The organism is Cnuibacter physcomitrellae, from assembly GCF_014640535.1.
Taxonomy (GTDB): domain Bacteria; phylum Actinomycetota; class Actinomycetes; order Actinomycetales; family Microbacteriaceae; genus Cnuibacter; species Cnuibacter physcomitrellae.
The window spans coordinates 173,734-191,903 of sequence record NZ_BMHD01000002.1 but is presented as its reverse complement, the minus strand read 5'-3'; the positions used below and the strand labels follow the sequence as shown (position 1 = coordinate 191,903).

General features: G+C 70.6%; 20 protein-coding genes. 17 read left to right on the top strand and 3 right to left on the bottom strand.

From position 1 onward, the window contains the following. Positions 1-253: 253 nt before the first annotated feature. Positions 254-1,390 carry a glutamate--cysteine ligase gene (locus IEX69_RS17765; RefSeq protein WP_085018965.1) on the bottom strand — a complete coding sequence of 379 codons (1,137 nt, stop codon included), beginning with the start codon at positions 1,388-1,390 and terminating at the stop codon, positions 254-256. A gap of 193 nt (positions 1,391-1,583) precedes the next feature. On the opposite strand from IEX69_RS17765, the gene rpsP reads away from it, so the two are divergent. From rpsP to trmD, 4 genes are all read left to right on the top strand, one after another. Beyond that, positions 1,584-2,021, top strand: a complete 438-nt coding sequence (rpsP, locus tag IEX69_RS17760) for a 30S ribosomal protein S16 (RefSeq protein WP_085018966.1) — start codon at positions 1,584-1,586, stop codon at positions 2,019-2,021. Between the two features lie 2 nt (positions 2,022-2,023). Continuing rightward, positions 2,024-2,260, top strand: a complete 237-nt coding sequence (locus IEX69_RS17755) for an RNA-binding protein (protein WP_085018967.1) — start codon at positions 2,024-2,026, stop codon at positions 2,258-2,260. Beyond that, on the top strand, positions 2,217-2,846 hold the full coding sequence (gene rimM / locus IEX69_RS17750) for a ribosome maturation factor RimM (protein WP_085018968.1): 630 nt from the start codon (positions 2,217-2,219) through the stop codon (positions 2,844-2,846). Before IEX69_RS17755 ends, rimM begins: the two co-directional genes overlap by 44 nt. 142 nt (positions 2,847-2,988) lie before the next feature. Continuing rightward, on the top strand, positions 2,989-3,705 hold the full coding sequence (gene trmD / locus IEX69_RS17745; protein ID WP_085018969.1) for a tRNA (guanosine(37)-N1)-methyltransferase TrmD: 717 nt from the start codon (positions 2,989-2,991) through the stop codon (positions 3,703-3,705). Positions 3,706-3,712: 7 nt separating this feature from the next. Here the strand turns inward: trmD and map are convergent, their stop codons facing one another. Then, positions 3,713-4,483 (bottom strand): type I methionyl aminopeptidase, encoded by a 771-nt coding sequence (map, locus tag IEX69_RS17740; protein ID WP_085018970.1) that lies wholly within the window; start codon positions 4,481-4,483, stop codon positions 3,713-3,715. 93 nt (positions 4,484-4,576) lie between these two features. Between map and IEX69_RS17735 the strand changes: the two genes are divergently transcribed. From IEX69_RS17735 to IEX69_RS17690, 10 genes are all read left to right on the top strand, one after another. Further along, complete coding sequence (locus IEX69_RS17735; protein WP_157127117.1) at positions 4,577-5,074, top strand: hypothetical protein; 498 nt, start codon at positions 4,577-4,579, stop codon at positions 5,072-5,074. Between the two features lie 190 nt (positions 5,075-5,264). Continuing rightward, entirely contained in the window at positions 5,265-5,612 is a 348-nt protein-coding gene (gene rplS / locus IEX69_RS17730) for a 50S ribosomal protein L19 (RefSeq protein ID WP_085018972.1), read from the top strand. Between the two features lie 87 nt (positions 5,613-5,699). Beyond that, entirely contained in the window at positions 5,700-6,467 is a 768-nt protein-coding gene (lepB, locus tag IEX69_RS17725) for a signal peptidase I (RefSeq protein WP_085018973.1), read from the top strand. Next, positions 6,464-7,213 carry a ribonuclease HII gene (gene rnhB / locus IEX69_RS17720; RefSeq protein ID WP_085018974.1) on the top strand — a complete coding sequence of 250 codons (750 nt, stop codon included), beginning with the start codon at positions 6,464-6,466 and terminating at the stop codon, positions 7,211-7,213. The genes lepB and rnhB overlap by 4 nt, the downstream gene beginning before the upstream one ends. A gap of 7 nt (positions 7,214-7,220) precedes the next feature. Beyond that, positions 7,221-7,544, top strand: a complete 324-nt coding sequence (locus tag IEX69_RS17715; protein WP_085018975.1) for a DUF2469 domain-containing protein — start codon at positions 7,221-7,223, stop codon at positions 7,542-7,544. Positions 7,545-7,647: 103 nt separating this feature from the next. Next, positions 7,648-8,004: a YraN family protein gene (locus IEX69_RS17710; RefSeq protein WP_085018976.1), complete on the top strand. Its 357-nt coding sequence runs from the start codon at positions 7,648-7,650 to the stop codon at positions 8,002-8,004. Then, complete coding sequence (locus IEX69_RS17705; protein WP_085018977.1) at positions 8,001-9,533, top strand: YifB family Mg chelatase-like AAA ATPase; 1,533 nt, start codon at positions 8,001-8,003, stop codon at positions 9,531-9,533. The genes IEX69_RS17710 and IEX69_RS17705 overlap by 4 nt, the downstream gene beginning before the upstream one ends. Beyond that, positions 9,530-10,744 (top strand): DNA-processing protein DprA, encoded by a 1,215-nt coding sequence (gene dprA, locus IEX69_RS17700; RefSeq protein WP_085018978.1) that lies wholly within the window; start codon positions 9,530-9,532, stop codon positions 10,742-10,744. Before IEX69_RS17705 ends, dprA begins: the two co-directional genes overlap by 4 nt. 73 nt (positions 10,745-10,817) lie before the next feature. After that, the gene (locus IEX69_RS17695; protein ID WP_085018979.1) at positions 10,818-11,711 is read left to right on the top strand and encodes a phosphodiesterase; all 894 of its coding nucleotides are present in this window, start codon (positions 10,818-10,820) and stop codon (positions 11,709-11,711) included. A gap of 34 nt (positions 11,712-11,745) precedes the next feature. After that, positions 11,746-12,684, top strand: coding sequence for a tyrosine recombinase XerC (locus IEX69_RS17690; RefSeq protein WP_085018980.1), 939 nt, complete (start codon positions 11,746-11,748; stop codon positions 12,682-12,684). 1,101 nt (positions 12,685-13,785) lie between these two features. On the opposite strand, the gene IEX69_RS17685 is transcribed toward IEX69_RS17690, so the two are convergent. Beyond that, positions 13,786-14,376, bottom strand: coding sequence for a murein hydrolase activator EnvC family protein (locus IEX69_RS17685; protein WP_085018981.1), 591 nt, complete (start codon positions 14,374-14,376; stop codon positions 13,786-13,788). 152 nt (positions 14,377-14,528) lie between these two features. On the opposite strand from IEX69_RS17685, the gene IEX69_RS17680 reads away from it, so the two are divergent. From IEX69_RS17680 to tsf, 3 genes are all read left to right on the top strand, one after another. Next, the gene (locus tag IEX69_RS17680) at positions 14,529-16,064 is read left to right on the top strand and encodes a sugar porter family MFS transporter (RefSeq protein WP_157127118.1); all 1,536 of its coding nucleotides are present in this window, start codon (positions 14,529-14,531) and stop codon (positions 16,062-16,064) included. Between the two features lie 219 nt (positions 16,065-16,283). Next, positions 16,284-17,300, top strand: coding sequence for a 30S ribosomal protein S2 (gene rpsB / locus IEX69_RS17675; RefSeq protein ID WP_085021377.1), 1,017 nt, complete (start codon positions 16,284-16,286; stop codon positions 17,298-17,300). A 32-nt stretch (positions 17,301-17,332) separates the two neighbouring features. After that, entirely contained in the window at positions 17,333-18,163 is an 831-nt protein-coding gene (gene tsf, locus IEX69_RS17670; protein ID WP_085018982.1) for a translation elongation factor Ts, read from the top strand. The last annotated feature ends 7 nt before the right edge of the window (positions 18,164-18,170 follow it).

Genomic DNA, 18,170 nt, shown 5'->3' with positions numbered 1-18,170 from the left:
GAGGGAAGACCCGTGCCCCTCTCCCACCTCTCCCGCCCGTAAACCCGAGTCGAGCGGGAGATCCGTTCCCGCCCTCTCCGTAGGACAGAGGCGGGAGGTGGTTGTCGGTCTTCGTCTCGAGTCGCTGGTTGGGCCTGGCGGGCGCCGCAGGCGCCTGGAAGCGACTCGAGACGAAGACCGACAACCACCTCACGCCGCTAGCCGAAGTGGCCCGGACGGGCCGGTGCCCCCGACCGGGCCGGTGCCGAGGTCCCTACGCCCCCAGCCCGTGCCGCAGCTCGCGGGTGAGCGACGACACCACGGCCTGGAGGCTCCCCCCGTTGGCTTCGGCGACCGCGAGCTGCCGCTGGTAGCTCGCCCCCTGCGACAGGATGAGCTCCACGTTCCCGAGCTCGGCCGAGCACCCGAGCCGCTCCGCCACCGGGGCGAGCCGGGCGAGCTCCCGGCGCACGGCGTCGGTCACGAGCTCCTCGTCGCCCGCGGCGTTGAGGATGATCTCCGCCTCCATGCCGTACCGGGCCGCACGCCACTTGTTCTCGCGGACGTACCAGGGCTGCATCGTCGGCAGGTCCTCGCCGGCGTCGAGCCGTTCGCTCATGTCGTCGACGAGGCACTGGATGAACGCGGCGACCGCGCCGATCTCCTCGGGGCTCGAGAGCCCGTCGCAGGCGCGCATCTCGACCGTGCCCCATTTCGGTGACGGACGGACGTCCCATCGGACCTCGCTGTGGTCGCTGATGACCCCGGTGCGGACGAGGTCGTCGACGTACTCCTCGTAGTTCGCCCAGGCACCGAACTGGTAGGGCAGGCCCGCCGTCGGGAGCTGCTGGAACATCAACGCCCGGTTGGAGGCGTAGCCGGTCCTCACCCCGCCCCAGAACGGGCTGGAGGCGCTCAGCGCCTGCAGGTGCGGGTAGTAGTTGAGGAGCGAGTCGACGATGGGCAGCGCCTTGTCAGCGGCGTCGATCCCGACGTGGACGTGGATGCCCCAGATCATCATGTTCCGGCCCCACCACTGGGTGCGGTCGATGAGCTTGTGGTACCGCTCCTTGTCGGTGACCTCCTGGTCGTACCACTGGCCGAACGGGTGGGATCCGGCGCACATCAGCTCGACGTCGAGCGGGTCGGTGATGGCACGCACCTCGGCGAGCTGTCCCTGGAGGTCGTCGACCGCATCCGACACCCGATGGTGCACGCCCGACACCAGCTCGACGGTGTTGAGGAGCAGCTCGTTGGTGATCTGGGGGTGCGGCTCCCCGTCCGGACCCTGGAGCGCGGTGAGCACCTCGGTGGCGACGGACACGAGGTCGCCGGTGGTCCGGTCGACCATCGCGACCTCCCACTCGATGCCGAGCGTCGAGCGCTCCGACGGCGCGAAGTCGATCTTCATGGACGCGTTCCCTCTCCGTGCCCGCCAGGGGCTGATTACCGCCCGGACGCCGATATCTGTCAGAATAGTCAGTCGAGTGTGCGCCCGCCCGACCCTCTATCTGGCGGCGTCACACATCGTTGAGCTTCCGCCGAGTGTGCCCCCACGCCCACGGCAGTCAGTTCGTCCGCTTCACACATCCAACAGGAGAACCGTGGCCGTCAAAATCCGTCTCAAGCGCCTGGGCAAGATCCGCGCGCCTTACTACCGCATCGTCGTCGCCGACTCGCGCACCAAGCGCGATGGTCGTGTCATCGAGGAGATCGGCAAGTACCACCCGACCGAGCAGCCCTCGCTGATCGAGGTCGACTCCGAGCGTGCCCAGTACTGGCTCGGCGTGGGCGCTCAGCCCACCGAGCAGGTCGAGGCCCTCCTCAAGCTCACCGGCGACTGGGGCACCTTCACCGGTGAGGGCCCCACCGAGTCGCGCGTCGAGGCCCCCAAGGGCAAGGAGGCGTTCGTCGCCGACGACAAGAAGAAGCCCGTCCTGAAGCCGAAGAGCGAGCCCAAGGCCGCTCCGGTCGAGGAGACCGCTCCCGCCGACGAGGCTGCTGACACCGAGGCCGCCGAGTCCACCGAAGACCAGGCCTGACCTTGCTCGCTCCTGCTCTCGAGCACCTCGTCAAGGGGATGGTCGACAACCCCGACGAGGTGACCGTGGTCACGAAGAGCTCCCCGCGCGGCGAGGTCCTCGAGGTGCGTGTGCACCCCGAGGACCTCGGTCGCGTGATCGGTCGATCCGGACGCACGGCGAAGGCCCTGCGCACCCTCGTCACCGCGCTCGCCGATGGGCGTCGCGTGCGCGTCGACGTGGTGGACACCGATTACTGAGAAGACCCAGCTCCGGGTCGGTCGCTTGACGAAGGCCCACGGGCTGAAGGGCGCGATCAAGCTGGAGCTGTTCACCGACGATCCGGAGCGCCGGTTCGTGCCGGGCGCCGTGTTCTCCCTCCAGGTCCCGGCCGACTCGCCCTGGCACGGCAAGACGCTCGAGCTGGCCGAGCTGCGCTGGTACAACCAGCATCCGGTCGGCTTCTTCACGGGGGTCACCGACCGTACCGCGGCCGAGTCGTTGATCAAGGCGATCCTCTGGATCGACCTCGACCCGGAGGCGGACGCCCCGGGCGACGACGAGTGGTTCGACCACCAGCTGGTGGGCCTCTCCGTCGTGCGCGACGGCGTCGCCGTCGGCACGGTGAAGCTCGTGGAGCACCTGCCCGCCCAGGACCTCCTCATCGTGAAGACCGCCGACGGCGAGGTCATGGTGCCGTTCGTCAAGGAGATCGTCCCGAGCGTCGACCTCGACGCCGGTGTCGTCACCGTGACCCCTCCGGCGGGCCTGTTCGAGGAGATCCCGGACGACGACCCGGAGCCCACCCCCGGCGAGGCATCCGCGGAGCCCGACCCCGAGCACTGACGTTCGAAAGGTCGCCTGTGAGCGTCGTCGAGGCCCCCGTCGCCTCGTGTCCGCTCACAGGCGACCTTTCTGCGTTTCCGCTCCGCGATCATGACGACCGCGACGGTCATCGCGCGCCGCGGCCCGCGGCTACCCTGGTCGGATGCGCATCGACGTGGTCACGATCTTCCCGGAGTTCTTCGGGGTGCTCGACATCTCGCTGTTGGGGCGGGCGCGGCAGGCGGGGATCCTCGAGGTCGTCGCGCACGATCTGCGCTCGCACACCCACGACCGGCACCGCACCGTGGACGACACCCCGTACGGCGGCGGCGCGGGGATGGTGATGAAGCCCGAGCCGTGGGGCGAGGCGTTCGACGAGCTGCTCGGGGGCACTCCCGCCCACGACCCCGGCACGGTCGTGCTGTTCCCGAGCCCCGCCGGGCAGCTGTTCACCCAGGCCATGGCGCACGAGCTGGCGGCGAAGCAGCACCTCGTGATCGGATGCGGTCGCTACGAGGGCATCGACCAGCGGGTCTTCGACGAGGTCGCCGAACGCGTCGAGGTGAGGCTGGTGAGCCTCGGAGACTACGTTCTGAACGGGGGAGAGGTCGCCGCCATGGCGATGATCGAGGCGATCGGGCGCCTCATCCCGGGTGTGGTCGGCAACCCCGAGAGCCTCGTCGAGGAGTCGCACGAGGACGGCCTGCTCGAGTACCCGAGCTACACCAAGCCCGCGGTGTGGCGCGAGCGGGAGGTCCCTCCGGTGCTGCTGAGCGGCAACCACGCCGCGATCGCCGCCTGGCGCCGCGAGCAGCAGGTCGAGCGGACCCGCCGCGTGCGCCCCGAGCTGCTGGCGGAGGACGACGACTCGACGGACTGAGCCGCCCTCAGCCGCGCGCGGTGAGGATGACCGGGCCTTCCTCCGTGATCGCGACGGTGTGCTCCATGTGGGCGCCGTTCGATCCGTCGGAGGACCGGAGCGTCCAGCCATCCTTGTCGGTGTAGATGCGATCGGTGGTCTCGAGGAACCACGGCTCGATCGCGATCACGAGACCGGGCCGGAGGGGGAGCCCGCGTCCGGGGCGTCCCTGGTTCGGCACGTGCGGATCCCCGTGCATGGTGCGGCCCACGCCGTGCCCGCCGAAGTCGGTGTTGACGCCGTACCCGGCCGCCGTGGCGACGGCCCCGATCGCCGCGGAGATGTCGCCGATCCGTCCGCCGGGCTGGGCGGCCGCGATGCCGGCGGCCAGCGCCTCGGTGGTGACCTCGATGAGTCGCACGTCCTCTTCGGAGCGTGGACGTCCGGCGATCACGGTGAGGGCCGAGTCGGCGACCCATCCGTTCACGGACGCCGCGAAGTCGAGGCTCACGACGTCGCCCTCGCGCAGCACGTAGTCGAAGGGGAGTCCGTGCAGCACGGCGTCGTTGACCGAGGTGCAGAGCACCTTGCCGAACGGAGAGGCGCCGAACGAGGGGTGGTAGTCGATGTAGCAGGACTCGGCGCCGCGATCGCGGATCATCTGGTGCGCGATGCGGTCGAGCGTGAGCAGGTTCGTGCCGACGGTGGCCCGCGCGGCGAGCTCGGTGAGCACCGAGGCGACGAACTCGCCCGCGGGACGCATCTCCTCGATCTCCGCGGGGGTCTTCAGCTCGATCATCCGTGCTCCTTCCGTGCCGGTGCTCAGGGCACCCTATGACTGTACCCATCCGGGTCACAGCGAACGCCCGGAGTCTGCGCCTACCCTGAAAGGGTGTTGGTGCGACGGGCGTTCTACTACTGGCAGTTCCCTGCGGCCGTCATCCTGCCCACCTGGCTCCTCATCGGCTGGGCCATCTTCGCAGCCTCCGGCTGGGAGCTCCTGGGGATCATCTTCTTCGCCGGGATGCTCACCGTGGGGATGCTCGTCACCGCCGGACTCATCCTCGCCCGCAAGGGCGTCCGCGAGCAGCGGGCGGTCTCCTGGATCGACGTCGGGCTCCTCGCCGTGCTGCACGGCCTCATCATCGCGAACGGCTTCTACACGTCGGCGACGGGGCTGCTGTCGGTGCTCGCCGTCGTCGCGCTGATCGCGCTCTTCTGGTCGGGCATCATCCAGCTCGTGCTCGAGACCAGGCGTCGCGTCCGCCAGGCGTTCGCGTCGTACGAGGAGCAGGCGTCCCGCCTGACGGGGCGTCCGCGATCCCCGCGCGCCGACGGCGAGTACATCGTCATCGAGACGTCGCAGCCCCAGGCGCCGCCGCGCGTCTAGTCCTTTCGGCTCCTTCTGGCCTCCGCGCGGGGCCATGGCCGCTTTGCGCCCCGCTGCGGGGCTGTGGCAGAATGGACGCTTGTGCCGCCGCCAGGCTCTGCCAACGGGGGAGCCGTAGACGGGTAGGCGCGCACTCCCATCCTTCCCCCATCCGTACCCGACCCGTGGCGAGTACAGAGAGCGAACACTCATGCACATCCTCGATTCCGTCGACGCAGCGTCGCTGCGCAGCGACATCCCCGAGTTCCGCGCCGGCGACACCGTCAAGGTCCACGTGAACATCGTCGAGGGCAACCGCTCCCGCGTGCAGGTCTTCCAGGGCGTCGTCATCGGCCGCTCCGGTGAGGGCGTGCGCGAGACCTTCACCGTCCGCAAGATCAGCTTCCAGGTCGGCGTCGAGCGCACGTTCCCCGTGCACTCGCCGATCATCGACCACATCGAGGTCGTCACCCGCGGCGACGTCCGCCGGGCCAAGCTGTACTACCTGCGCGACCTCCGTGGCAAGAAGGCCAAGATCAAGGAGAAGCGCGACGCGTAACCTCCGAAAACGCCGCACGCAGCGCGTGCGACGGATCGGTTTCTGAGCTCCCGGCCACTACAGTGGTCCGGGAGCTCAGGCGGTTAAATGACAGACACTTCAGTCCCCTCGTCGCCATCTGCGGGGGAAAGCGACACGGGTACGAGGAAGCGCAAGCCGCGCAGCGGTTGGATCTTCCTGCGTGACCTGCTGATCATCTTCGTCATCGCGCTACTCGCGTCCGTCCTCATCAAGACGTTCCTTGTCCGGTCGTTCTACATCCCCTCCGGATCGATGGAGAACACCCTCCAGATCAACGACCGCATCCTGGTGAACCAGCTCGAGCCGGGACTGATGCCGATCGAGCGCGGCGACGTCGTCGTGTTCAAGGATCCGGGCGGCTGGCTGCCCGTGAAGGCCGAGCCGGCGAAGAACCCGATCGTCGCGGCGCTCGACTGGGTGCTGGAGGGTGTGGGGCTGGCTCCGGACGATGCGGACGACCACCTCATCAAGCGCGTCATCGGGCTTCCGGGCGACGAGGTGACCTGCTGCAACGCGCTCGGCCAGATGGAGGTCAACGGGGTCCCGCTCGACGAGTCCTCCTATCTGAAGCTGCCGCAGGGCGTCACCGCTGTCTCGCAGCAGCCGTTCGACGTGACGGTGCCCGAGGGGTCGCTGTGGGTCATGGGCGACAACCGGTACAACTCGGCCGACTCCCGCTACAACCAGGACAAGCCCGGCGGCGGGTTCGTGCCCATCGACGACGTCGTCGGCCGCGCGATCATCGTCACCTGGCCGATCGACCACTGGACCTGGCTCGACAACCACAGCTCGGTCTTCCAGTCGGTGCCCGACCCCGCAGGAGGGGGCGGATGACGCCCCCCGTCCCCTCGCTCCGCTTCGAGCGGAAGCTCGAGTCGCCGTCGGGCCTGGTGATCGGATGCGACGAGGTCGGCCGCGGCGCCATCGCGGGTCCGCTGGCCGTCGGGATGTGCGTCGTCGACCTCACGAAGAGGCGCCGGATGCCGGAGGGGCTGCGCGACTCGAAGCTCCTGTCGGAGGCGCGGCGCGAGCAGCTGGAGCCGGTCACCCTGCGTTGGAGCGTCGCCCACGCGATCGGCTTCGCCTCGGCGCAGGAGATCGACCGCTACGGTCTCATGGCCGCCCTCGGCATGGCGGCCCACCGTGCTCTCGACGAACTGCGGATGCTCGGCGTCGCGGTCGACGAGGTGCCGATCGTCCTGGACGGCAACTACGACTACCTCGGCAGGGCCGTCCCGCATCGGCTGACGGTGCACACAAAGATCAAGGCCGACCAGACCTGCGCCAGCGTCGCCGGCGCCTCCGTGCTGTCGAAGGTGGCTCGCGATCGAATGATGATCGAGCACGACGCCGTGCATCCGGGCTACGGCTGGTCGCGGAACAAGGGCTACGGCAGCGAGGAGCACCGCGAGGCGATCTCGCGCCTGGGCACGACCGATCTCCACCGCCTGACCTGGCTCCGGGCCGAGGAGGAGCGGGCCTCGGTGGTGGCGCTCCCGGGCTTCGACGACGACGGTCGGCAGGATGACGCGATGCGCGTCGGCGAGCCGCTCGTGTCCGCCGTGCTCGACGTAGACTGAGCGGACGATGGACGAGGACGAATTCGACGACTACGACCGCGAGGTCGAGCTGGCCCTGTACCGCGAGTACCGCGACGTGGTGTCCCAGTTCAAGTACGTGATCGAGACGGAGCGGCGGTTCTACCTCGCGAACGAGGTCGAGCTCGCGCGTCGCGACACCGAGCACGACTTCTACTTCGAGCTCACCATGAACGACGTGTGGGTGTGGGACGTCTACCGTTCCGACCGCTTCGTCAAGTCGGTCCGCGTGCTCACCTTCAAGGACGTCAACGTCGAGGAGCTCTCCTCCAAGGAGTTCGAGCTGCCCAAGGAGCTCGCTCTCGACGAGTGAGTCCGCTCCTGCACAGGCGGGCGATGCTGCCCTGATCTGAACAGATCGCGTCTGCTCCGCCCGCACGCCGACGCACTCCGCGACCCTGGTCGCGGAGGTACCGATGAGAGCGAAAGACACACTCGGGCGGCGCGGCGAGCAGGCGGCCGCCGACCATCTCGTGGCCGAGGGGCTCGAGATCCTCGACCGCAACTGGCGGTGCGAGATCGGCGAGATCGACATCGTCGCCCGCGACGGCGACACCCTGGTCGTGGTCGAGGTGAAGACCCGATCGAGCAGCGCGTTCGGCCACCCGTTCGAGGCCGTCGACAGCGAGAAGCTCGTCCGTCTGCATCAGCTCGGCAGGCGTTGGAGACTGGCGCATCCCGAGCACCGCCTCAGACGGATGCGCGTCGACGTCGTCGGCGTGCTCTGGCCCGGCTCGCAGGCACGCATCGAGCGCCTGGTCGAGGTGTCGTGATGGTGGCGAAGACCCTGTCGGTCGCCCTTCTGGGCGCCACGGGCGCGGTCGTCGAGGTCGAGGCGCACATCGCCGACGCGATCCCCGGCTTCCAGCTGATCGGCCTGCCCGACACGGCGCTGTCCGACTCGAAGGACAGGGTGCGCGCGGCCGCGGCGAACGACGGCTGCCCGCTCCCGACGAAGAAGATCGTCGTCAACCTCTCCCCGGCCTCGCTGCCCAAGACGGGCTCGACGTACGATCTGGCGATCGCCGTCGCCGTGCTGGCCGCCGAGGGCGTCGTGCGACCGGAGGTCATCGATGGGGTGGTGCACCTCGGCGAGCTCAGTCTCGACGGGCGACTGCGGCCGATGACCGGGGTGCTCCCGGCGATCGTGGCCGCGCGCGCGGCGGGCTGCCGTCGGTTCGTCGTGCCGACCGGGAACGAGCACGAGGCGCGGCTGGTCGACGACGTCGAGATCGAGACGGTCGCCTCCCTCCGCGAAGCACTGATCCGTCATGGTGCCGACCTCGAGGCGGGGGAGACGGAGCCCCTGGTGCTGCCGCCTCCCGTCGAGGAGGTCGCGACCCCGCTCGACCTGGCCGACGTCGTCGGCAACGCCGAGGCGGTCGAGGCGCTCGTGACGGCGGCTGCCGGCGGCCACCATCTCCTGATGATCGGGCCGCCGGGCGCGGGGAAGACGATGCTCGCTCAGCGTCTCCCGGGCATCCTGCCTGACCTCGATCACGAGCAGGCGCTCGAGGTCACCAGCGTGCTCTCCCTCGCGGGCACGCCCCAGCACGGGCTCATCCGCCGGCCTCCGCTGGAGAGCCCGCACCATTCGGCGTCGGCGGCGGCGCTGGTGGGCGGGGGCAGCCGGGTGATCCGCCCGGGTGCGGCGGCGCGCGCCACGCACGGCATCCTCTTCCTCGATGAGGCGCCGGAGTTCGCCCCCGCGGTGCTCGACTCCCTCCGGCAGCCGCTCGAGTCGGGCACGCTGACTGTGAGCCGGGCCACGGCGGTCGCGCACTTCCCGGCGCGGTTCCAGCTCGTGCTGGCCGCCAACCCGTGTCCGTGCGGATCGTTCGGCAGTCGCGACCTCGACTGCACCTGCACGTCGATCATGAGGCGGCGGTATCTGGGCAGGCTGTCCGGGCCGCTCCTCGATCGGGTCGACCTGCAGCTGCGGGTGGATCGCGTCACGGCCGCGGCCATCCGCACGCAGGCGGATGCGCCGCCCCGGGTGACCTCGGCGGACGCGCGGCAGCGCGTCCTCGACGCGCGCGCCGCCGCTGCGGTCCGCCTCGACTCGACGCCGTGGCGGGTCAACGCCCACGTCCCCGGCGCCTGGTTCCGCAGCGGGTCACGCCGGCTCTCCCACGAGGTGACGGCCCCGATCGACCGCGCCCTCGAGCGTGGGAGCCTCACGATGCGCGGCTACGACCGCGTGCTCCGCGTCGCGTGGACGCTCGCCGACCTCGACGGCGTCGAGCGTCCCGGGCTCGACCACATCGGGCGGGCGCACCTCCTGAGGCGGGCGATCGCATGACGGTCTACCAGCTGGACGCGGCGATGGTCCGCGACGCGGTGACCGCTGCGCGTCCGGACTCGCCCGACGACGAGGAGGCCGTGTCCTCGGCCTTCGCCCGTGCCGCCTGGTCGGTCCTCTGCGAACCCGGAGACGGTGTCGCGGGCGACGTGGTCGCCGCGTGCGGGGCCGATCGGGCGCTCTCGCTCCTGCTCGAACGAGCCGACCCGCAACGCTGGCTCGATGCGGGCGGGGGCCGACTCGACGTCGGCGCGGCGGAGGTCGCGGCGGGCATCGAGCGCTGGTCGCCCCGGCTGTCGGCACGCGGTGTCGTGTCCGCGCTCACCTCCGCGGCGCGGCTCGGCGCCCGGCTCGTCCTCCCGGGCGACGCCGCGTGGCCCTCGGGCGCCGACGACCTCGGACGGCACGCGCCCCTCGCGCTCTGGGTGCGCGGAAGGCTCGCCGCCCTCGAGCCGCCGGGCGGAAGCGTGGCGGTGGTCGGCTCGCGCGACTCCACCGCCTACGGCGAGCACATGGCGATCGAGATCGCGGGCGGACTCGGAGACCGCGGCTTCTCGGTCGTCTCCGGGGCGGCCTACGGGATCGACGCCGCGGCGCACCGCGCGGCCCTCGCGGTCAAGCGCACCACCGTCGCCTTCGTCGCGGGCGGTGTCGACCGCGCCTACCCGGCCGGACATCGCGACCTGCTGACGCGGATCGCCGCGTACGGCGCCGTCGTCGCCGAGCTCCCGTGCGGCGCGTCCCCCACACGCTGGCGGTTCCTCCAGCGCAACAGGTTGATCGCGGCCTGCTCGCAGGCGGTGGTGGTCGTCGAAGCGGGCAGGCGATCCGGTTCGCTCAACACCGCGGGGCACGCCGCCGCGCTGGGACGTCCGCTCGGCGCGGTGCCGGGGCCCGCCACGAGCGCGCTCTCCGCGGGATGCCACCGCCTGCTGCGCGAGTACGACGCGGCCTGCGTCACGAGCGCAGACGAGGTGGCAGAGCTGGCGCTGGGACGGCTCCCGACCGAGCAGCCCACCCTGCTCGAGGGGATGGCCGACGATCCCGACGCGGTGCGGGTGCTCGATGCCCTGAGCCCGCGCTCGGCGCGTGCCGCCGACGAGCTCGCGCGGAGGACGGGCCTCGCGCCGCGCACCGTGGCGGCCACGCTCGGGCTCCTGGCGCTCGGCGGTCGGGTCCGCGAGAGCGCGACCGGGTGGGTCCGAGCGTGAACAGACGGGGAACAACCGCTCACCCTGATGTCCGGTCCTCGAACCCGGGTGGGGCGGATGGGAGACTGGGGGCATGGCTCAGTACGGTCGGCCCCTTCACACCATCGCCCACATCAGCGACACGCACTTCCTCGCCGATCGGAAGCCGCTCTACGGCGCGGTCGACACCGACGCGACGCTCACCCGGCTGTTCGAGCAGTTCGACCGCTCCGGCATCCGGCCCGAGCTGCTGGTCTTCACCGGCGACATCGCCGATCTCGGCGAGGCCGACGCGTATCGTCGCATCCGGTCGATCGTCGACCCCGCCGCCGAGCGGCTCGGGGCACGGGTCCTCTGGGTCATGGGCAACCACGACGACCGGTCCCGGGTCCGCACCGAGCTCCTCGACGAGGAGCCGGGCACCGACCCGGTGGTCACGAGCGTCCGGATCGGCGGTCTGCGCGTCATCGCCCTCGACACCAGCGTGCCGGGGTACCACCACGGAGAGCTCCAGGCGTCGCAGCTCGAGTGGCTGCGGGCCGAGCTGGCCGAGCCGGCCCCCGAGGGCACCATCGTCGCGCTCCACCACCCGCCCATCCCCACCACTCTGCCGCTCATGCCGATCCTCGAGCTGCAGCGCCAGCACGAGCTCGATGACGTGCTGCGCGGGACCGACGTCCGGGCCGTGCTGGGCGGCCATCTGCACTACTCGACGACGAGCCTGTTCGCGGGGGTGCCGGTGTCGGTCGCCGCAGCGACCTGCTACACGATGGACCTCACGGGCGCCGCCGGCGCGTTGAGCGGCGTCGACGGCGGGCAGTCGTTCTCGCTGGTGCAGGTGTACGACGACCGCATCGTCCACTCGACCATCCCGATCGGCGACTACGCGGTCGTCTCCGGCTTCGACGCCGCCTTCGTGGATCGGATGGAGTCTCTCGACGACGAGGGCCGGATCGCCGCCTTCTCGCGCCACCCCGACCGGGCCTGAGTCCGAGCGCCTCCCTGTGGGGCAGCATGGAGGCATGCTGTTCCGGGATGCGCGCGAGGCCTACGCCGAGCACCTCCGGCTGGAACGCGGGTACTCGCCGCAGACCGTGCGGGCGTACGGATCCGACCTCGCCGACCTCGAGCGGTTCGCCGCTGGGCGAGGGGTGAGTGACACCTCGGGGATCGACCTCGCGCTGCTGCGCGACTGGCTCTGGGACGGCTCGCAGCGCTCGCTCGCCAAGGCGACGCTGGCCCGGCGCTCGGCGAGCGCGAAGACGTTCGCCGCGTGGCTCGACCGCACCGGCCGCGAGGTGGGCGGTGGGTCGGCGCGGCTCAAGGCTCCTCGCCCCGATCGGACCCTCCCGCGGGTGCTCGGCGTGCGCGCCATGGACGGGGTGCTCGACACGGTCCAGGCTCGTGCGAAAGAGGGCGACCCCGTCGCGGTCCGCGACGTCGCGGTGATCGAGCTTCTCTACGCCTCGGGGCTTCGCGTCTCGGAGCTGGTCGGCATCGATCTGGAGGACCTCGACCTCGATCGGCGCACCGTCCGCGTGACGGGCAAGGGGTCGAAGCAGCGGGTGGTGCCGTTCGGGCGGCCGGCGCAGCACGCCCTCGCCGACTACCTCGCCAGGGGCAGACGTGTCCTCCTGGAGCGGGCCTCGGCGGGGACCGCGGGCGAGCGCACCTCGCGGGTGGAGAACGCGCTCTTCCTGGGCGCGCGCGGGGCACGGCTCGGCACCCGGACCGTGTACGGTCTCGTGTCGTCGTTGCTGGCGGACGTCCCGGGGTCGGGGCCGTCCGGGCCGCATGCGCTCAGGCACACCGCCGCCACGCACCTGCTCGACGGCGGCGCGGACCTCCGCGGCGTGCAGGAGGTGCTCGGACACGCGAGCCTCGGCACCACCCAGATCTACACGCACGTCACCATCGAGCGCCTCCGCGACACCTACCGCACCGCCCACCCGCGCGCCTAGGCCCCGCCGCTCCGACACCGATTCCGGCCGAGTGCGCCGAATACGCGGGAGGCCTCCCGTCGTCGGTGTCGAGCCGCCAGTCCGCGCCGGCCGCGCCCCCCGGCGGACACGTGCATTCGAGGCGAGGGGCCGGACGCTCGTCACGAATTCCGGGGCAACTCCGCCGAATACGGCGGGGGTTGCACGGAATTCCGTGATGAGGCGCCGTCGATCGGCGTCCCCTGTGCCGTCGGCGGATGGTCGGATGTCGCGCGGTCGGGGCGAGGCGTGGACGCTCGTCACGGATTTCGGGGTGACCCCGCCGAATACGGCGAGAGTTGCACGGAATTCCGTGATGAGGCGCCGTCGATCGGCGTCCCCTGTGCCGTCGGCGGATGNGTTGCACGGAATTCCGTGATGAGGCGCCGTCGATCGGCGTCCCCTGTGCCGTCGGCGGATGGTCGGATGTCGCGCGGTCGGGGCGAGGCGTGGACGCTCGTCACGGATTTCGGGGTGACTGCACTGAATACGGCGGGGGTTGCACCGTATTCCGTGATGAAGCGTCGTCGATCGGCGTTCGCTGTTCCGCCCGCGATGGTCGGATGGCGCGCGGTGGGGGCGAGGGCGGCGGTCGCTCGTCACGGATTTCGGGGTGACCCCGCTGAATACGGCCGGGGTTGCACGGTACTTCGTGATGAGGCGCCGTCGATCGGCGTCCGTCGTGCCGCCGGCGGATGGTCGGGTGTCGCGCGGTCGGGGAGAGGGGCGGACGCTCGTCACGGATTTCGGGCCGACTCCGCCGAATATGGCTGGGGTCGCAGGGTATTTCGTGATGAGGCGCCGTCGATCGGCGTCCGCCGTGCTGCCCGCGGATGGTCGGATGTCGCGCCGTCGGGGGGATGGGCGGACGCTCGACACCGAATCCGGTTGAGCCCGGCGAATATGCGGGAGGTTGAACGAATCAGGTGTCGACGTGCCATCGAGCGGCGTCCGCCGGCGGGCGGTTGGATACCCGTCTGCGCGGTCGGGGCGAGGGAGGACGGTTGTCGGAGGATCCGAGGCGACTTCCGCGAACAGGGGAGACGGCGGGAGTGGTGGGTCGCGCGGGGCGGGCGGGACGGACTAGGCGGGAAGCAGGACGGCGCGGGGGATGCCGACGATGAGCGCGCGCGGGTCGAGGTACTCGCCTCGGAGGCGCACTCCGAAGTGCAGGCATCCCGCACAGTGTCCGCCGTCGGCGATGACGCCGATCGGCTGCGCGCGCGCCACCCTGTCGCCCACCGCGAGCGACGACGACACCGGCTCGAGGCTGGATCGGTATCCGCCGTCGTGCTCGAGGGCGACCACCGGTCGGCCCGCGACCTGACCGACGAAGGCCACCGTGCCGTCGGTCGGAGCGCGCACCTCGCCTCCGACGCCCACCTCCAGGTCGATCCCGCGGTGCCCGGCGCCGTACCGCGTCGCCGGTGCCTCATAGCCTCGGGCGACCACCGGCGGGCCCGGCACCGGCCACGCCCACCCCGCGCGACCGACCGCCACCCGCCCTGCGCGGGCGACCGCCGACGCCGGAGCGGAGACGCGCGCCGGAGCGGACGCGCGCGCCGGAGCGGAGACGCGCGCTGACGCCGGAGCGGCGACCGAGGAGGACGCCGAGGTGGGGGCGACGAGGACGAGACCCGGGACGAGCAGGAGCGCGAGGGCGAGACGGAGCATGCGCCCACGATCGGCCCTCCGTGCACGTTCTGCGCGCCGGAGTGCACAGCGGTGGACAGATGGTGCCAAGATCGACTCTGTGGGGGAGCGGCGCCACTGGCACCGTGCGAACGCGAGCAGGACGGCCGTGAGGCCGAGCTAGGAGTGGTCAGATGTCCGATTCGACTGCAGGGTCGCAGCAGACGGGGACCGCTTCGGCGCGTCCTGCCGGAGCGCTCGAGAAGAAGCTGCGCCGGAAGATCCTCGCCCTGTCGATAGCCGCGGCCCTCGGCGGGTTCCTCTTCGGCTTCGACTCCTCCGTGATCAACGGCGCCGTGCAGGCGATCGAGGCCGACTTCGGCCTCACGGACCTGCCGCTGCTGTCCGGCTTCGTCGTCGCGTGCGCCCTCCTCGGCTGCGCCATCGGCGCCTGGTTCGCAGGACGCATCGCCGACCGGATCGGCCGCATCCCCGTCATGCTCATCGGATCCGCCCTGTTCCTCATCAGCTCCGTCGGCTCGGCGTTCGCCTTCGCGACGTGGGACCTCATCATCTGGCGTGTCCTCGGCGGTCTCGGCATCGGCATCGCCTCGGTGATCGCGCCGGCGTACATCTCGGAGATCGCACCGAAGGCCGTCCGCGGCAGCCTCGCCTCGCTGCAGCAGCTGGCGATCACGCTCGGCATCTTCGCCGCTCTGCTCTCGAACGCGCTGATCGCGGGCGCGGCGGGCGGCGCCAACGAGCCGTTCTGGTTCAACGGCGACGCCTGGCGGTGGATGTTCGCGGTCGCCGTGATCCCCGCGGCCATCTACGGCATCCTCGCGCTGCGTCTGCCCGAGTCGCCGCGCTACCTGGCCGGCAAGGGCCGTCGGGACGACGCCCGCCGGGTGCTCGCCTCGGTGACCACCGACTCCGAGGTCGACAACGCGCTCAAGGAGATCGAGGACTCGATCGCCAAGGACAAGGAGTACGCGCGCACCGGATCGCTCCGCGGCAAGCTCCTGGGCCTCATGCCCGTGGTGTGGATCGGCATCCTGCTGTCGGTGTTCCAGCAGCTGGTCGGCATCAACGTGATCTTCTACTACTCCACGACGCTCTGGAACTCCGTCGGGTTCGACATCGGGAACGCGAACACGTCGTTCATCATCTCCGTCGTCACCAGCGTCATCAACGTCGCGGTCACGTTCATCGCGATCTTCCTGGTCGACAAGGTGGGGCGCCGCCCGCTGCTGCTGATCGGCTCGGCGGGCATGGCGGTCTCCCTGGGCGCCATGGCGCTCGCCTTCACCCAGGCCGTCCCCGGCGTCGACGGCGCCGCCCCGACGCTCCCCGGAGCCTGGGGCATCATCGCCCTGGCGGGCGCGAACCTCTTCGTCGTCTTCTTCGGAGCGACCTGGGGCCCGATCGTGTGGGTGCTGCTCGGCGAGATCTTCCCGAACCGCATCCGCGGCAAGGCCCTCGGTGTCGCGGCGGCGGCTCAGTGGCTGGCGAACTTCGCGATCACGGAGACGTTCCCCGGTCTGTCCGGCTTCTCGCTCGGCTTCACCTACGGCCTGTACACGCTCTTCGCGGTGCTGTCGTTCGTGTTCGTCTTCTTCGCCGTGCCGGAGACGAAGGGACGCTCGCTCGAGAGCATGGACGACCTCTCGCCCGCCCGTCAGCGGCGCCGCGAGCGAGCGGACGCTCAGAAGGCCACCACCGCATCCTGATGGTATAGTCGTCGTGCACCCCGCGAGTCGGGGTGACTTCGCGTGCCCTCTCGGCGCAAGCCAACCAGCATCCATTCGGTCCGCGTGACCAGGCCTCGGTCTGATCGTGCGGCGGATGCGCGGGGCACCAGGATCGCGACGATCGTCGCCGCGATGACAACCGATCAGGTGCGCTCGACCGACGTGTCGCGCGTGCCGCGACATGAGGAGAGACCGGCCATGGCCGTCGTCACCATCCGCCAGCTGCTCGACAGCGGCGTGCACTTCGGGCACCAGACCCGCCGTTGGAACCCGAAGATGAAGCGCTTCATCTTCACCGAGCGTTCCGGCATCTACATCATCGACCTGCAGCAGTCGCTGGCCTACATCGACCGCGCCTACGACTTCGTCAAGGAGACGGTCGCCCACGGCGGCACCATCCTCTTCGTCGGCACCAAGAAGCAGGCGCAGGAGTCCATCGCCGAGCAGGCGACCCGCGTGGGCCAGCCCTACGTCAACCAGCGCTGGCTGGGCGGTCTGCTGACCAACTTCAGCACCGTCTCCAAGCGCCTCGCCCGCATGAAGGAGCTCGAGGAGCTCGACTTCGAGGACGGCTCGAAGAGCGGCTTCACCAAGAAGGAGCTGCTCATCAAGCGCCGCGAGCTCGACAAGCTCCACAAGTCGCTGGGCGGCATCCGCAACCTGACGAAGACCCCGTCGGCGCTCTGGGTGGTCGACACCAAGAAGGAGCACCTCGCCATCGACGAGGCGAAGAAGCTCGGCATCCCGGTGATCGGCATCCTCGACACCAACTGCGACCCCGACGAGGTCGCCTACCCGATCCCGGGCAACGACGACGCGATCCGCTCCGTCGCGCTGCTCACCCGCATCGTCGCCGATGCCGCGGCCGAGGGTCTCATCCAGCGTCACCAGAAGCCCGAGGAGGGCGAGCCCGCCGAGCCTCTGGCCGAGTGGGAGCGCGAGCTCCTCCAGGCCTCCGAGACGCCGGCCAGCGAGGCCGAGCGCATCGAGGCTGTCGACGGTCTCGTCACCGGCACCGAGGACGCCGAGGCCGTGGCCGAGGTCATCGCCGCCGAGACGCCGACCGAGGAGAACGACGCCGACGCCGTGGCCGCCGCGCACGACGCCGAGGCCGACCCGAACCTGGTCCCCGAGCACCACGTCGAGAGCGACGCCGAGACCGAGGCGAAGATCGAGGCCGAGGCGACCGAGGCCGAGAAGCGTCCCGCCAAGTAATCACCCCACACTTCTAGGGAGTAACAAGCACCATGGCAAACATCAGCCTGGCTGACGTCAAGACGCTCCGCGAGCGTCTCGGCACCGGAATGGTCGACACGAAGAACGCTCTCGTCGAGGCCGACGGCGACATGGAGAAGGCGGTCGAGATCCTCCGCCTCAAGGGCGCCAAGGGCAACGCGAAGCGTGCCGACCGCTCCACCAGCGAGGGCCTCGTGGCCGCGAAGGAGAACGGCAACGGCACCGCGACGCTCATCGAGCTCGCGTGCGAGACCGACTTCGTCGCCAAGGGCGACAAGTTCGTCGCGCTGGCCGACAAGGTCCTCGACGCGGTCGCCGCGTCGGGCGCGTCCACCGTCGACGAGGCCCTGGCCGCCCCCGCGGGCAGCCAGACCGTCGCCGAGCTCATCGGTGACGAGGCCGCGATCCTCGGCGAGAAGATCGAGCTCCGTCGCGTGGCCCTGGTCAAGGGCGAGGCGTTCGCGATCTACCTGCACAAGACCTCGAAGGACCTCCCGCCCCAGGTCGGCGTGGTCGTGGGCTACACCGGGTCGGATGCGGACACCGCTCGTTCGATCGCTCAGCACATCTCGTTCGCCGACCCGCAGTACATCTCGCGCGACGAGGTGCCGGCCGACGTCGTCGAGAAGGAGCGCGAGATCGTCACCGAGATCTCCCGCAACGAGGGCAAGCCCGAGGCCGCCCTGCCGAAGATCGTCGAGGGTCGCCTCGGCGCGTTCTTCAAGCAGGTCGCCCTGCTCGACCAGGAGTACGCGAAGGACAACAAGCTCAGCGTGAGCAAGGTCCTCTCCGACGCGGGCCTGACCGTGACCGGCTTCGCCCGGTTCAAGGTCGGCGCCTAGTCAGACA